This window comes from Pseudomonas sp. Sample_16 (assembly GCF_004307665.1).
Taxonomy (GTDB): domain Bacteria; phylum Pseudomonadota; class Gammaproteobacteria; order Pseudomonadales; family Pseudomonadaceae; genus Aquipseudomonas.
Genome location: NZ_RCOB01000200.1, coordinates 1 through 14,857 on the forward strand (window position 1 = coordinate 1; position 14,857 = coordinate 14,857).

A 14,857-nucleotide genomic window follows, 5' to 3' on the forward strand; every position below is an offset into this window, starting at 1 on the left:
GGCTTGTCAGGCGACTTGAGGCCGGCACGGGAGAGCTTGATCGCGGTTGCCAGCGAGTCGATCGCCGCATCCTGGCCAAACACCGTCAGCTTCAGGTCACGCTCAAGGTTACGCAGCAGCTCCTTGTCGGAACTGGTGACGTGCTTTGGCGGAATCCGCGCGATTTTCGCAACGATGTCCTCGACCTGAGGCACTTCGATGCGCTTCACCCGCTTCTCGATCGGTTGCAGGCGCTGGAAGGCTCCCGCCTCGTCGATCACGTCGATCGCCTTGTCCGGCATATGACGGTCGTTGATATAACGCGAAGCCAGTTCGGCAGCGGCACGCAAGGCTTCATCACTGTATTCGATATTGTGATGAGTCTCGAAACGCCCTTTCAGGCCACGCAGAATACCAATGGTGTCTTCCACCGAAGGCTCCGACACGTCCACCTTTTGGAAGCGCCGTGCCAATGCTCGGTCCTTCTCGAAAATCCCACGGAATTCCTGGAAGGTGGTCGAACCGATGCACCGGATATCACCGGACGACAGCAACGGCTTGAGCAGGTTCGAAGCATCCATCACGCCACCGGACGCGGCACCCGCACCGATGATGGTGTGGATTTCGTCGATGAACAGGATCGCCTGCGGACGTTTTTTCAGTTCATTGAGCAACGCCTTGAAGCGCTTCTCGAAATCACCACGGTATTTGGTCCCGGCCAGCAGCGCGCCGAGATCAAGGGAGTAAACCACGCTGTTGGCCAGCAGGTCCGGAACCTGGTTGTCGACAATACGCTTGGCCAGGCCTTCGGCGATCGCGGTTTTACCCACGCCAGCCTCGCCCACCAGCAGCGGATTGTTTTTGCGACGACGCGCCAGGATCTGCGCGACGCGTTCGACTTCCAGCTCACGGCCTACCAACGGATCGATTCGACCCTGGCGCGCGAGTTCATTGAGGTTGCTGGCATAAGCATCCAGAGGATTGCCTGAAGAAGAAGACTCACCGCCCTCGTCGTCCTGCATATCTTGCTCACCTTCAGAGTGGTCGCCGTGCCCGGGCACCTTGGAAATGCCGTGGGCGATGTAGTTGACGACATCAATGCGGGCAACGCTCTGCTGTTTCAGCAGGAACACCGCCTGACTTTCTTGCTCACTGAAGATCGCGACCAGCACGTTGGCGCCAGTCACTTCACGCTTGCCCGAGCTCTGTACGTGAAACACAGCACGTTGCAGTACACGCTGGAAGCCCAGGGTTGGCTGGGTTTCACGATCTTCGTCATGCACGGGGATCAATGGCGTGGTGGAGTCGATGAACTCCTGCAGGTCATGCTTGAGTTTGTCGAGGTTTGCGCCGCACGCACGCAAAACGGTGGCGGCAGCCTCATTGTCCAATAGGGCCAGCAGAAGATGTTCGACGGTCATGAACTCATGACGCTTCGAACGAGCCTCCTTGAAGGCAAGATTGAGGGTGACTTCGAGCTCGCGGTTTAACATAGCTTCACCTCATACCCAAGTGGTCGGCGATTAACCGTCCTTCTCGATTTCACAGAGTAGCGGATGCTGGCTTTCCCTGGCGTACTGGTTGACCTGCATGGCCTTCGTCTCGGCGATGTCGCGGGTAAACACTCCACATACTGCCCGTCCTTCTGTATGAACGGCCAGCATGACCTTGGTCGCCAGCTCGCGATTCAGGTTAAAAAACACCTCGAGCACTTCGACGACGAAATCCATCGGTGTGTAGTCATCGTTGAACAAAACCACCTTGTACATCGGCGGCGCCTGTAAAGCAGGCTTGGCCTCCTGAACAGCAATGCCTGCGGAATCGTCGTCGTGTAAATCAGGGCGATCCTGATTGAATGTTAGTCGAATCTGGCTGATTGCATGCATGGAAAGAAAGGTTCGTCAGTTGTTCGAATACAGTGGTGGGGGCGGCTATCAGCGTTTTCAACTCCGACTGCCGGGTCAGCTTGACTATCGGCAAAAGGGTGTTACAAACAATAGAGCCCACAGTGGGTAAAAAAGGTCCGCGGAGTCAACTTTTTTCGAAGAAGTGACTGCGGATGAACTGGATGATACTCCAGTGATGGAGTCTGTTGCAGAGGGAGTTGGGTATGTCAGGTGTCAAGGTCAGCGGCAAGGTCAAATGGTTCAACAACGCCAAGGGTTACGGCTTCATCAATGAGGATGGCAAGACGGAAGATCTGTTTGCCCATTACTCGGCCATCCAGATGGACGGTTACAAGACCCTCAAAGCCGGGCAACCTGTGGTGTTCGAGATCATCCAGGGACCCAAGGGCCTGCATGCGGTCAACATCATGAATCCTGTGGATGCATCGAAACCGGTGACATCCACCACATCATCAGCTGTAACGGCCTGAGCCCGCACAACATCCAGTCATAAAAAAAACCGCCCGGCTCAAACACTTGAGCCGGGCGGTTTTCGCATGCCTGTCGTTCGCTTACATGTGCGAGATCAACGCATCGCCAAAGCCGGAAGAGGAAACCAGTTTGGCGCCTTCCATCAGACGTTCGAAGTCATAGGTCACGGTCTTGGCGGAAATCGCGCCGTTAGTGCCCTTGATGATCAGGTCTGCCGCTTCGGTCCAGCCCATGTGGCGCAGCATCATTTCCGCAGACAGGATCAGCGAACCCGGGTTGACCTGGTCCTTGCCGGCGTACTTCGGTGCGGTGCCGTGGGTGGCTTCGAACATGGCCACGGTGTCGGACAGGTTGGCACCTGGGGCAATACCGATACCTCCCACTTCAGCCGCGAGGGCGTCGGACAGGTAGTCCCCATTCAGGTTCAGGGTGGCGATTACATCGTACTCGGCCGGGCGCAGCAGGATCTGCTGGAGCATGGCGTCGGCGATGGCATCCTTGACGATAACGTTCTTGCCGGTTTTCGGGTTCTTGAACTGCATCCACGGGCCGCCGTCGAGCAGGGTCGCACCGAACTCTTCAGCCGCCACTTCGTAGGCCCATTCCTTGAAGGCACCTTCGGTGAACTTCATGATGTTGCCTTTGTGCACGATGGTCAGCGAATCACGATCGTTGTCGACCACATATTGCAGGGCCTTGCGCGCCAGACGCTTGGTACCTTGCAGGGACACCGGCTTGACGCCGATACCGCAGTTCTCGTCGAAACGGATCTTGGTAACGCCCATTTCTTCTTTCAGGAACTTGATGACCTTGGTGGCTTCCGGCGTGCCGGCTTTCCATTCGATGCCGGCGTAGATGTCTTCGGAGTTCTCGCGGAAGATCGTCATGTCGACGTCGCCTGGCTTCTTGACCGGGCTGGGCACGCCTTCGAACCAGCGCACCGGGCGCAGGCAGACGTAAAGGTCGAGTTGCTGACGCAACGCCACGTTGAGCGAGCGGATGCCGCCACCCACCGGGGTGGTCAGCGGGCCTTTGATGGAAACCACGTAATCCTTGACCGCGTCCAGGGTTTCCTGAGGCAGCCAGGTGTCCTGATCGTAAACCTGGGTCGCTTTCTCCCCGGCATAAACTTCCATCCAGGAAATCTTGCGCTCGCCGCCGTAAGCCTTTTTCACAGCAGCATCGACAACCTTGATCATGACCGGGCTGATGTCGACACCAATGCCGTCACCTTCGATGAAGGGGATGATCGGGTTATTAGGAACATTGAGAGAATGGTCTGCATTGACGGTGATTTTGTCGCCGACGGCTGGAACCTGAATCTTCTTGTAACCCATGCTGAACTCCATTGATTGGATTGAACATCTGGCTTGGTTCGAGCGTAACCCAGTTGAATCGGCGCGCAAACCCTATGTTCCATTCATCTGCCGCAAAGCCATACAACCAGCGCGCTACAAGCCTGAAAGCAAAGGGAAAAGCGCCAAACTCAAGCACGACGAATGACCATACGCCTTGCTCGCCCCTGCGACCTTTAGACCAATGGACGACAATCGTTGCATATGAACCATCGGCAGATTGCCAGCAACCTATGTATAATGCCGCCCGCTGACTAAAGGGTCACGATGGCTGAACGGCTCTATGACGAGCCTTTGCGCCGCACAATCTGGTCTGTTACCGCAGACCGGCTACTTGACGCCCTACTGATGCACCCAACATCACAGCAACGAAACCTCGATATTCGGCTCATGGATGACTTTGAACGAACGCGCTTACCCGGCGCCCCTCGAGTTTCTGCGCACGCTTTAGCAAAGAAGAGAGAGTTAATCCGAATATGCCCACCCGCTCGAAGATCATCTATACCTTCACCGACGAAGCTCCCGCCCTCGCCACCTATTCACTGTTGCCTATCGTAGAGGCGTTCACCGCCTCGGCTGATATCGCCGTGGAAACCCGCGATATCTCTCTTGCAGGGCGCATCCTGGCCAGCTTCCCCGAGCAATTGGGCGACAAAGCCGTAGCCGACCACCTCGCCGAACTGGGCGACCTGGCCGTTACGCCTGAAGCCAACATCATCAAGCTGCCGAACATCAGCGCCTCGGTTCCGCAATTGCAAGCCGCGATCAAAGAACTGCAAGCCCAGGGCTACGCACTGCCGGACTACCCGGAAACCGTGACCAGCGACGCCGACAAAGACGTCAAGTCGCGCTACGACAAGGTCAAGGGCAGCGCCGTGAACCCGGTTCTGCGTGAAGGCAACTCCGACCGTCGCGCCCCGCTGTCGGTCAAGAACTACGCGCGCAAACACCCGCACAAAATGGGCGCCTGGGCTGCTGACTCCAAGTCCCACGTTGCGCACATGAGCACCGGTGATTTCTACGGCAGCGAAAAAGCTGCCCTGATCGACGCCGCTGGCGCCGTGAAGATCGAACTGATCGCTCAAGACGGCACCACCACCGTCCTGAAAGAAAAGACCACCGTTCAGGCTGGCGAGATCCTCGACTGCGCCGTCATGAGCAAAAACGCTCTGCGCGCATTCATTGCCGCTGAAATCGAAAGCGCCAAGGCACAAGGCGTGCTGCTGTCGGTTCACCTGAAAGCGACCATGATGAAGGTTTCCGACCCGATCATGTTCGGCCAGATCGTTGCCGAGTTCTATAAAGACGCACTGGCCAAGCACGCTGACGTGCTGGCACAGATCGGCTTCAACCTGAACAACGGCATCGGCGATCTGTACGCTCGCATCAAGGCCCTGCCGGCCGAGCAGCAAGCGCAGATCGAAGCTGACATTCAAGCGGTCTACGCCGTTCGCCCTGCCCTGGCGATGGTCAACTCCGACAAAGGCATCACCAACCTGCACGTGCCGAGCGACGTCATTGTCGACGCCTCGATGCCAGCCATGATCCGTGACTCCGGCAAAATGTGGGGCACCGACGGCCAGCTGCACGACACCAAGGCTGTGATCCCGGATCGCTGCTACGCCACCATCTACCAGGCGGTGATCGAGGACTGCAAGGCCAACGGCGCCTTCGACCCAACCACCATGGGCAGCGTGCCGAACGTTGGCCTGATGGCGAAAAAGGCCGAAGAGTACGGTTCCCACGACAAGACGTTCCAGATCAAGACCAACGGCGTTGTCCGCGTGACCGACACCAATGGCACCCTGCTGCTGGAACAGTCGGTTGAAGCCGGCGACATCTTCCGCATGTGTCAGACCAAAGACGCGCCGATCCAGGACTGGGTCAAGCTGGCCGTCAACCGTGCTCGCGCAAGCAGCACGCCAGCGATCTTCTGGCTGGACCCGATGCGCGCCCACGATGGCGTGGTGATCGAGAAAGTTCAGGCTTACCTGAAGGATCACGACACTGCCGGCCTGGACATCCAGATCATGGCGCCGGTCGACGCAATGAAGTACACCCTGCAGCGCACCCGCGCAGGCAAGGACACCATCTCGGTGACCGGCAACGTACTGCGCGACTACCTGACCGACCTGTTCCCGATCATGGAACTGGGCACCAGCGCCAAGATGCTGTCGATCGTGCCGCTGATGAACGGCGGTGGCCTGTTCGAAACCGGCGCCGGCGGTTCGGCGCCGAAGCATGTTCAGCAGCTGCTGGAAGAAAACTTCCTGCGCTGGGATTCGCTGGGTGAGTTCCTGGCATTGGCCGCATCCCTGGAACACCTGGGCGTGACCTACAACAATCCAAAGGCGCTGGTTCTGGCCAAGACCCTGGACCAGGCCACAGGCCAGTTCCTGGACAACAACAAGTCGCCATCGCGCAAAGTCGGCAACATCGACAACCGCGGCAGCCACTTCTACCTGGCGCTGTACTGGGCTCAAGCCCTGGCTGCCCAGACCGAAGACACTGCACTGCAAGCGCAGTTCGCGACGCTGGCCAAGACCCTGACCGAGAACGAGGCAACCATCGTTGCCGAGCTCAACGCCGTTCAGGGCAAGCCAGTGGACATTGGCGGTTACTACCACGCCAGCGCCGAGCTGATCAGCAAGGCCATGCGTCCAAGCGCCACACTCAACGCGGCGATTGCTGCGCTGGTGTAAGGTTGTAAGGAAGTACCACAAACCCCGGCCCTGTGCCGGGGTTTGTGTTTTCGGTACTTAATGATTGGCACAAAAACCTGTGGGAGCTGGCTTGCCAGCGATGACGATTTATCATTCGACATCAACATTGACTGACCCACCGCTATCGCTGGCAAGCCAGCTCCCACAGGGACTGTGCTCCAGCATTCAACATCGAGGAAGCTTCATGACCTGGCAACCCCACATCACCGTCGCCACCATCGTCGAAGACAACGGCCGCTTCCTGATGGTCGAGGAACTCAAGCACGGTCGCGTCGTACTCAATCAACCGGCCGGCCACCTCGACCCGAACGAAACCCTGACCGAAGCCGCCGTGCGCGAAACCCTCGAGGAAACCGGCTGGGACGTCGAACCGACCGGCGTGCTGGGCATTTATCTGTACACCGCCCCGAGTAACGGCGTGACTTACCAACGGGTCTGCTTCATCGCCAAACCACTGAAACACCACCCGGATTATCAACTGGACGACGGCATCGTCGGTGCCAAGTGGTTGACCCGCGACGAATTAATCGAGCAGCGCGATAACTGGCGCAGCGAACTGATCATCCGCTGCATCGACGACTATCTGGGCGGCCAACACTTCAGCCTCGAATTGATCCGTCCTTCTCTTTAGCCTTGCGGGCCTGAGCCTGCTAGAATCGCGTCCTTTTTCAAGACACTCATTGAATCCCTATGCGTGATCCAGCCCCTTCTGACACAAAAAAGAAGCGCGTCATTGTCGGCATGTCCGGCGGCGTGGACTCTTCCGTTTCCGCCCTCCTGCTGATCGAGCAGGGTTATGAGGTGGAAGGCCTGTTCATGAAGAACTGGGAAGAAGACGATGGAACGGAATACTGCACCGCCATGGATGACCTGGCGGACGCCCAGGCCGTGTGCGACAAAATCGGCATCAAGCTGCACACCGCCAACTTCGCGGCGGAGTACTGGGACAACGTGTTCGAGCATTTCCTGGCCGAATACAAGGCCGGTCGCACGCCGAATCCGGACATCCTGTGCAACCGCGAAATCAAGTTCAAGGCGTTCCTCGACTACGCCATGATGCTGGGCGCCGACCTGATCGCCACCGGTCACTACGTGCGTCGCCGCGACATCGATGGCCGCACCGAATTGCTCAAAGGCCTGGACCCGAACAAGGACCAGAGCTATTTCCTGCACGCCGTCGGTGGCGAACAGATCGCCAAGACCCTGTTCCCGGTCGGCGAACTGGAAAAACCCCAAGTGCGCGCAATTGCCGAGAAATACCAGCTGGCGACCGCGAAGAAGAAAGACTCCACCGGGATCTGCTTCATCGGCGAGCGCCGTTTCAGCGATTTCCTCAAGCAATACCTGCCAGCTCAACCAGGCGAGATCAAGACCACCGAAGGCGAAATCATCGGCCGTCACCACGGCCTGATGTACCACACCATCGGCCAGCGCCAGGGCCTGGGCATCGGCGGTTTGAAAGACGCCAGTGACGAGCCGTGGTACGTGCTGGTCAAAGACCTGGAGCACAACGAGCTGATCGTCGGCCAGGGCAACGATCACCCGTGGCTGTTCTCCCGCGCCCTGCTCGCCTCGGACATCTATTGGGTCAACCCGATCGACCTGAGCCAGCCGCGCAAGCTGACCGCCAAGGTGCGCTATCGCCAGAGCGACCAGCCTTGCACCCTGGAAAAGACTGCCGACGGCTATCGCGCGACCTTCGATGACCCGCAGCGCGCGGTCACTCCAGGCCAATCGGTGGTGTTCTACGACGGCGAAATCTGCCTCGGCGGCGGCGTCATTGAAGTAGCAGAGCCATGGACCAGCAAAGGCGCTCTTGAAGGCGAGCAGCAATGACTCCCACCCAGGAACAACTGACGGCGCTGGGCGGCGTATTTCTCGCCGCCGTGCTGGTAGACAAGATCGCCAAGACCGGACAGACCAGCGAAGCCGGCTTGACCTGCATGCTCGGCAGCCTGTTGATCCGCGACCCCAAGGACACCCTGGAAGTCTACGGGGGCGACGACCTCAATCTGCGCGAAGGCTATCGCGCGCTGATCGGCGCCCTCGAACGCGACCCGAGCGCCCTGCAACGCGAGCCGTTGCGCTATGCGCTGGCCATGCTCGGTCTTGAGCGGCAGCTGGCCAAGCGCAGCGACATGCTGGATGTGATCGGCAAGCGCCTGCCGCAAATTCAATCCCAGGTCGAACACTTCGGCCCGGCCCACGAAAACGTGATCGCCGCCTGCGGCGCGCTGTATCAGGACACCTTGAGCACCCTGCGCCAACGCATCCAGGTGCATGGCGACATGCGCAACCTGCAGCAACCGAGCAATGCCTCGAAAATCCGCGCCTTGTTGTTGGCCGGCATTCGTTCGGCACGCCTGTGGCGGCAATTGGGCGGGCATCGCTGGCAACTGGTGATCAGCCGTCGCAAATTGCTCAAAGAACTTTACCCATTGATGCGTAACGAATAACTCGCATCGACGGAACCGAACCTAGCAATACGCGTAATACGCCGGTCAGTTGGCGACGGACCGGCGGATTTTTTCATGTATGATACGCGCCCCATTTCGTTGCCCGACTGTCCGAGAACACCCCATGCAGCTTTCTTCGCTCACTGCGGTTTCCCCTGTTGACGGCCGCTACGCCGGCAAAACCCAGGCCCTGCGCCCAATTTTCAGCGAGTACGGCCTGATCCGTGCCCGCGTTCTGGTTGAAGTGCGCTGGCTCCAGCGCCTGGCCGCTCACCCTGCCATCAGCGAAGTGCCGGCGTTCTCCGCCGAAGCCAACGCTGTATTGAATGCCCTGGCGGAAAATTTCTCTCTGGAACACGCCGAGCGCGTCAAAGAGATCGAGCGCACCACCAACCACGACGTCAAAGCCATCGAATACCTGCTCAAAGAGCAAGCGGCCAAACTGCCGGAATTGGCCAAGGTCAGCGAATTCATCCACTTTGCCTGCACCAGCGAGGACATCAACAACCTGTCCCACGCCCTGATGCTGCGCGAAGGCCGTGATGACGTGATGCTGCCGCTGATGCGCCAGACCGCCAACGCCATCCGCGAGCTGGCCATCCGCTTCGCCGACGTGCCGATGCTGTCGCGCACCCACGGTCAACCGGCCTCGCCGACTACCCTGGGCAAAGAACTGGCCAACGTGGTCTACCGTCTGGAGCGCCAGATCGCTCAAGTCGCTGCCGTGCCACTGCTGGGCAAGATCAACGGCGCTGTCGGCAACTACAACGCTCACCTGTCGGCCTACCCCGAGATCGACTGGGAAGCCAACGCCCGCGCCTTCATCGAAGACGAGCTGGGCCTGGGCTTCAACCCGTACACCACGCAGATCGAGCCGCATGACTACATTGCCGAGCTGTTTGACGCGATCGCCCGCTTCAACACCATTCTGATCGACTTCGACCGTGATATCTGGGGCTACATCTCCCTGGGTTATTTCAAACAGCGCACCATCGCTGGCGAAATCGGTTCGTCGACCATGCCGCACAAGGTCAACCCGATCGACTTCGAAAACTCCGAAGGCAACCTGGGCATCGCCAACGCACTGTTCCAGCACCTGGCGAGCAAACTGCCGATCTCCCGCTGGCAGCGCGACCTGACCGACTCCACCGTACTGCGCAACCTCGGTGTCGGCTTCGCCCACAGCGTGATCGCGTACGAAGCCAGCCTCAAGGGCATCAGCAAACTGGAGCTCAACGAGCAGAAGATTGCCGCTGACCTGGACGCGTGCTGGGAAGTATTGGCCGAGCCGATCCAGACCGTGATGCGTCGCTACAACATCGAAAACCCGTACGAAAAGCTGAAAGAATTGACCCGCGGCAAGGGCATCAGCCCGCAAGCGCTGCAGACTTTCATCGACGGCCTGGACATGCCAGCCGCCGCCAAGGCCGAGCTGAAATTGCTCACCCCGGCCAACTACATCGGTAACGCTGTAGAGCAAGCCAAACGCATCTGATCGACCGCTGGACCCCTTTAAGACGCCCGGCCGCGCCGGGCGTTTTTATTCCCGTATGAAAAGTGCTTTTTTTCAATAGGTTACACATGAATCCTGACACTCCTCTTCAACTTCTGGGCGGCATCACGGCACGGGAATTCCTGCGCGATTACTGGCAGAAAAAACCACTGCTGATCCGCCAGGCAATTCCTGATTTCGAAAGCCCGATCGACGCCGACGAACTGGCCGGCCTGGCGCTGGAAGAAGAAGTTGAATCGCGCCTGATCATCGAGAACGGCGAGCGTCCATGGGAACTGCGTCGCGGCCCGTTTGCCGAGGACGAATTCAGCAAGTTGCCGGAGCGCGACTGGACCCTGCTGGTTCAAGCGGTCGACCAGTTCGTACCGGAAGTCAGTGAACTGCTGGAAAACTTCCGCTTCCTGCCAAGCTGGCGCATCGACGATGTGATGATCAGCTTCGCTGCACCGGGTGGCAGCGTCGGTCCGCACTTCGACAACTACGATGTTTTCCTGCTGCAAGGCCACGGCAAGCGCAACTGGAAGATTGGCCAGATGTGCGATTCCGAAAGCCCGCTGCTGCAACACGCCGACTTGCGCATCCTCGCTGATTTCGAAGCGACCGATGAATGGGTCCTGGAGCCGGGCGACATGCTGTACCTGCCGCCGCGCCTGGCCCACTGCGGCGTCGCCGTCGACGACTGCCTGACCTACTCGGTCGGCTTCCGCGCACCGAGCGCCGCTGAAGTGCTGACTCACTTCACCGACTTCCTCAGCCAGTTCCTGCCGGACGAAGAACGCTACACCGACGCCGACGCCTTGCCGGCCGCCGACCCGCACCAGATCCAGCACGACGCCCTCGATCGCCTGAAAAGCCTGCTGGCCGAACACATGAGCGACGAGCGCCTGCTGCTGACCTGGTTCGGCCAGTTCATGACCGAGCCGCGCTATCCAGAGCTGGTGGTCGGCCCTGAAGACCTCGCAGAAGACGACGTCCTGGGTGCGCTGGAGCAAGGCGCCGTCTTGATCCGCAACCCGAGCGCGCGCCTGGCCTGGTCGGAAGTCGATGACGACTTGCTGTTGTTCGCCAGCGGCCAGAGTCGTTATCTGCCGGGCAAACTGCGCGAACTGCTGAAGATGATCTGCGCCGCCGACGCCCTGCACGTCGACAACCTTGGCGATTGGCTCAGCGACGAAGACGGTCGCGGCCTGCTCTGCGAGCTGGTCAAGCAAGGAAGCCTGGGGTTCGCCGATGAATAAGATTCACGTACGTGTCGCAGACTGGCAAAAGGACAACGCCGAGATACGGCGCATTCGTGAAACGGTGTTCGTCGCCGAGCAATGCGTACCGCCTGAACTGGAATGGGACGCCGACGATGCAACGGCTGTGCATTTCCTTGCATTCGAAGGCGACTTCCCCATTGGCACCGCACGCCTGCTGCCGGACGGTCACATCGGCCGGGTGTCGGTCCTCAAGGACTGGCGCGGCTTGAAAGTCGGCGACGCGCTGATGCAGGCCGTAATCGGTGAAGCCGAAGAACGCGGGCTCAAGCAGCAAATGCTCAGCGCCCAGGTGCAAGCCACGGCGTTCTATGAACGCCTGGGTTTCAGCATGGTCAGTGAGGAGTTCCTCGAAGCCGGAATCCCGCATGTGGACATGGTTCGCCATTCTGCCTGAGGTTTAAGGCTTAAAGTTTGATCCCTGTGGCGAGGGAGCAAGCTCCCTCGCCACAAAAGCTTCGATCGCATCACAAAACGCCCCGACATCGCGAGATGCCGGGGCGTTTTGCTGTCTAGGATTCAACTTGCCCCACCCCAGGCCGACAAACTGGCAATATCAAGCCTTTGATTGCGGAGATAACGGATATGTCCCTACGCACCCTGCTCACCACACTGCTGGTGAGCTGCAGTTTTTCGGTCATGGCAGCCACCGAAATCGTGCCTTTGAATTACCACACCAGCGCCGACATGTTACCCGTGGCACAAGACTTCATCGGCAAGGACGGCAACGTCAGCGCCTACGGAAATCAGTTAATAGTCAATGCCGATCAACGCAAGATCGACGAACTTAAAGCGCTGATCGGCCAACTCGACACCGCACCCAAGCGCCTGCTGATCACCGTCGACACCAACGACAACAACGTACAGGGCGATCAGGGTTATTCAGTCAACGGCGCCAAGCCCGGCCAAACTCGCATCATCAGCCGTAGCACCGCCAGTCGTGACGGCGGAATTCAACAAGTCCAGGCCACCGATGGCATGCCGGCGCTGATCCAGGTCGGCCAGAGCGTACCGCTGACCAGCACCCAGAGCGACTCCTACGGCGACCTGCGCAGCCAGACTGAATACCGCAACGTCACCCAGGGTTTTTACGTCACCGCCAACGTCACCGGCGAAATCGTCCACCTGTCGATCAGTACCAACCGTGACCGCTTGAGCCAGGAACGTCCCGATGTAGTGAACGTACAAAGTACCGACACAACCGTCACCGGACGTCTTGGTGAATGGATCCTGCTGGCCGGGGTCAATGGCCAGACCCAGGCCGACAAACAGGGCATAGCCCGCAGCTACTCGACACAGAGCCGCAATGACATGACCCTGCGCGTGAAAGTCGACACTTTGGACTAAGTCATCGAAAACTGACTGATTAGTCGTATTAGACCAAAGATGTAGTGCTTGAAAAAAAGCACTACAAAACGTTTGACGAGCCAAAAAAGCAAAGGCATGATGGCCTCGCTCCCGCTAATCAGGGGCCCTGGCAAGGGCCTTCGAGGCGACGTTCGCACCTACCCCGCGAACCGCTTCGTGTCTGTACCGCCCACAAGGTGTGTTTGACGAGGTTGCCGACTGGAACGAAGTTGTCCCGAGGGACGGAAGCGTATTTAGGTAAACCCGGCATCACACTGAAGTTCGCACCAAGGCCCACGACGCCCCAATGCGCCCACCAGTTCGCCCTTACCTGCTCACTTCCCCTCGAGCCCATCGTTCATCCCGTCGCCACCCCCGCCGAATCCGACTTGACCGCCTAAGCTTCTGGTCAGCGAGCGCAGGAATTTTCCACCGCAGAACAACTTTTCATAAAGACGCGACGAGGTTTATCTCCCATGGCACTGACACGCGAACAGCAAATTGCAGCCCTCGAAAAAGACTGGGCTGAAAACCCGCGCTGGAAAGGCGTGACACGCACTTACTCCGCTGCTGACGTCGTCCGCCTGCGTGGCTCGGTTCAACCTGAGCACACCTTTGCAAAAATGGGCGCCGAGAAGCTGTGGAACCTGGTTACCCAGGGTGCCAAGCCAGCCTTCCGTCCTGAGAAAGATTTCGTCAACTGCATGGGCGCCCTGACCGGCGGCCAGGCTGTGCAACAAGTCAAAGCCGGTATCCAGGCAATCTACCTGTCGGGCTGGCAAGTGGCTGCGGACAACAACTCCGCCGAATCGATGTACCCGGACCAGTCGCTGTACCCGGTGGACTCGGTTCCAACCGTGGTCAAGCGCATCAACAACTCGTTCCGTCGTGCCGACCAGATCCAGTGGAAAGCCGGCAAGAACCCGGGCGACGACGGCTACATCGACTACTTCGCACCGATCGTGGCTGACGCTGAAGCCGGTTTCGGCGGCGTACTGAACGCTTACGAGCTGATGAAGAGCATGATCGAAGCAGGCGCCGCCGGCGTTCACTTCGAAGACCAATTGGCTTCCGTGAAGAAATGCGGCCACATGGGCGGCAAAGTACTGGTTCCTACCCAGGAAGCCGTACAGAAGCTGACCGCTGCACGTCTGGCTGCTGACGTTGCCGGTACGCCGACCATCATCCTGGCTCGTACCGACGCGAACGCTGCGGACCTGCTGACTTCCGACTGCGACCCGTACGACCAGCCGTTCGTAACGGGCGAACGCACCCAGGAAGGTTTCTACAAAGTGCGCGCCGGCCTGGACCAGGCGATCGCTCGTGGCCTGGCTTACGCTCCGTACGCCGACCTGATCTGGTGCGAAACCGCCAAGCCAGACCTGGAAGAGGCGCGTCGCTTCGCTGAAGCGATCAAGAAGGAATACCCGGACCAACTGCTGTCCTACAACTGCTCGCCTTCCTTCAACTGGAAGAAGAATCTGGACGACGCGACCATCGCCAAGTTCCAGCGCGAACTGTCCGCCATGGGCTACAAGCACCAGTTCATCACCCTGGCCGGCATTCACAACATGTGGCACAGCATGTTCAACCTGGCGCACGACTACGCCCGCAACGACATGACTGCCTACGTGAAGCTGCAAGAGCAGGAATTCGCTGACGCATCGAAGGGCTACACCTTCGTGGCTCACCAGCAGGAAGTGGGCACCGGCTACTTCGACGACATGACCACCGTGATCCAGGGTGGCTCGTCTTCGGTAACCGCACTGACCGGCTCGACTGAAGAAGAACAGTTCCACTGATCTGCTTCTTGAGTAAACAGCCGCTGCGGACCGGATAGAAAGCTA

At 58.9% G+C, this 14,857-nt stretch carries 14 protein-coding genes; 11 read left to right on the forward strand and 3 right to left on the reverse strand.

Features of this window, described 5'->3' with window-relative positions; genetic code table 11:
• A partial coding sequence (locus D8U69_RS26645; protein WP_130908488.1) for a Clp protease N-terminal domain-containing protein occupies window positions 1-1,472 on the reverse strand: 1,472 nt, incomplete at its 3' end.
• Between the two features lie 30 nt (window positions 1,473-1,502).
• Window positions 1,503-1,865, reverse strand: coding sequence for an ATP-dependent Clp protease adapter ClpS (gene clpS, locus D8U69_RS26650; RefSeq protein WP_015094394.1), 363 nt, complete (start codon window positions 1,863-1,865; stop codon window positions 1,503-1,505).
• A 224-nt stretch (window positions 1,866-2,089) separates the two neighbouring features.
• Between clpS and cspD the strand changes: the two genes are divergently transcribed.
• The gene (gene cspD, locus D8U69_RS26655; protein ID WP_130908489.1) at window positions 2,090-2,356 is read left to right on the forward strand and encodes a cold shock domain-containing protein CspD; all 267 of its coding nucleotides are present in this window, start codon (window positions 2,090-2,092) and stop codon (window positions 2,354-2,356) included.
• Window positions 2,357-2,437: 81 nt separating this feature from the next.
• On the opposite strand, the gene icd is transcribed toward cspD, so the two are convergent.
• A complete protein-coding gene (icd, locus tag D8U69_RS26660) occupies window positions 2,438-3,694 on the reverse strand; it encodes an NADP-dependent isocitrate dehydrogenase (protein WP_007972065.1) in 1,257 nt (418 codons plus the stop codon).
• Between icd and D8U69_RS29555 the strand changes: the two genes are divergently transcribed.
• The 10 genes from D8U69_RS29555 to aceA all read left to right on the forward strand — a co-directional run bounded on the left by D8U69_RS29555 (window position 3,693) and on the right by aceA (window position 14,812).
• On the forward strand, window positions 3,693-3,860 hold the full coding sequence (locus D8U69_RS29555) for a hypothetical protein (RefSeq protein WP_177336584.1): 168 nt from the start codon (window positions 3,693-3,695) through the stop codon (window positions 3,858-3,860). The genes icd and D8U69_RS29555 overlap by 2 nt on opposite strands.
• Window positions 3,861-4,188: 328 nt before the next feature.
• Entirely contained in the window at window positions 4,189-6,414 is a 2,226-nt protein-coding gene (locus D8U69_RS26665; protein ID WP_056854610.1) for an NADP-dependent isocitrate dehydrogenase, read from the forward strand.
• Window positions 6,415-6,619: 205 nt separating this feature from the next.
• A complete protein-coding gene (locus D8U69_RS26670; protein WP_130906288.1) occupies window positions 6,620-7,066 on the forward strand; it encodes an NUDIX hydrolase in 447 nt (148 codons plus the stop codon).
• Window positions 7,067-7,125: 59 nt separating this feature from the next.
• Entirely contained in the window at window positions 7,126-8,271 is a 1,146-nt protein-coding gene (gene mnmA / locus D8U69_RS26675) for a tRNA 2-thiouridine(34) synthase MnmA (RefSeq protein WP_056854612.1), read from the forward strand.
• A complete protein-coding gene (gene hflD, locus D8U69_RS26680; protein ID WP_056854613.1) occupies window positions 8,268-8,891 on the forward strand; it encodes a high frequency lysogenization protein HflD in 624 nt (207 codons plus the stop codon). The genes mnmA and hflD overlap by 4 nt, the downstream gene beginning before the upstream one ends.
• A gap of 124 nt (window positions 8,892-9,015) precedes the next feature.
• Entirely contained in the window at window positions 9,016-10,386 is a 1,371-nt protein-coding gene (gene purB / locus D8U69_RS26685) for an adenylosuccinate lyase (protein ID WP_056854614.1), read from the forward strand.
• Window positions 10,387-10,472: 86 nt separating this feature from the next.
• On the forward strand, window positions 10,473-11,642 hold the full coding sequence (locus D8U69_RS26690) for a cupin domain-containing protein (RefSeq protein WP_130906286.1): 1,170 nt from the start codon (window positions 10,473-10,475) through the stop codon (window positions 11,640-11,642).
• Window positions 11,635-12,060 carry a GNAT family N-acetyltransferase gene (locus D8U69_RS26695; RefSeq protein ID WP_056854616.1) on the forward strand — a complete coding sequence of 142 codons (426 nt, stop codon included), beginning with the start codon at window positions 11,635-11,637 and terminating at the stop codon, window positions 12,058-12,060. The genes D8U69_RS26690 and D8U69_RS26695 overlap by 8 nt, the downstream gene beginning before the upstream one ends.
• Window positions 12,061-12,248: 188 nt before the next feature.
• Window positions 12,249-13,010: a secretin N-terminal domain-containing protein gene (locus D8U69_RS26700; RefSeq protein WP_056854617.1), complete on the forward strand. Its 762-nt coding sequence runs from the start codon at window positions 12,249-12,251 to the stop codon at window positions 13,008-13,010.
• Window positions 13,011-13,486: 476 nt separating this feature from the next.
• Window positions 13,487-14,812: an isocitrate lyase gene (gene aceA, locus D8U69_RS26705; RefSeq protein WP_056854618.1), complete on the forward strand. Its 1,326-nt coding sequence runs from the start codon at window positions 13,487-13,489 to the stop codon at window positions 14,810-14,812.
• The last annotated feature ends 45 nt before the right edge of the window (window positions 14,813-14,857 follow it).

Excerpts from the sequence above, each read along its gene's own strand:
- clpS (WP_015094394.1), bottom strand. The coding sequence starts at position 1,865 with ATGCATGCAATCAGCCAGATTCGACTAACATTCAATCAGGATCGCCCT.
- cspD (WP_130908489.1), top strand. The coding sequence starts at position 2,090 with ATGTCAGGTGTCAAGGTCAGCGGCAAGGTCAAATGGTTCAACAACGCC.
- D8U69_RS29555 (WP_177336584.1), top strand. The coding sequence starts at position 3,693 with ATGCTGAACTCCATTGATTGGATTGAACATCTGGCTTGGTTCGAGCGT.
- icd (WP_007972065.1), bottom strand. The coding sequence starts at position 3,694 with ATGGGTTACAAGAAGATTCAGGTTCCAGCCGTCGGCGACAAAATCACC.
- D8U69_RS26665 (WP_056854610.1), top strand. The coding sequence starts at position 4,189 with ATGCCCACCCGCTCGAAGATCATCTATACCTTCACCGACGAAGCTCCC.
- D8U69_RS26670 (WP_130906288.1), top strand. The coding sequence starts at position 6,620 with ATGACCTGGCAACCCCACATCACCGTCGCCACCATCGTCGAAGACAAC.
- mnmA (WP_056854612.1), top strand. The coding sequence starts at position 7,126 with ATGCGTGATCCAGCCCCTTCTGACACAAAAAAGAAGCGCGTCATTGTC.
- hflD (WP_056854613.1), top strand. The coding sequence starts at position 8,268 with ATGACTCCCACCCAGGAACAACTGACGGCGCTGGGCGGCGTATTTCTC.
- purB (WP_056854614.1), top strand. The coding sequence starts at position 9,016 with ATGCAGCTTTCTTCGCTCACTGCGGTTTCCCCTGTTGACGGCCGCTAC.
- D8U69_RS26690 (WP_130906286.1), top strand. The coding sequence starts at position 10,473 with ATGAATCCTGACACTCCTCTTCAACTTCTGGGCGGCATCACGGCACGG.
- D8U69_RS26695 (WP_056854616.1), top strand. The coding sequence starts at position 11,635 with ATGAATAAGATTCACGTACGTGTCGCAGACTGGCAAAAGGACAACGCC.
- D8U69_RS26700 (WP_056854617.1), top strand. The coding sequence starts at position 12,249 with ATGTCCCTACGCACCCTGCTCACCACACTGCTGGTGAGCTGCAGTTTT.
- aceA (WP_056854618.1), top strand. The coding sequence starts at position 13,487 with ATGGCACTGACACGCGAACAGCAAATTGCAGCCCTCGAAAAAGACTGG.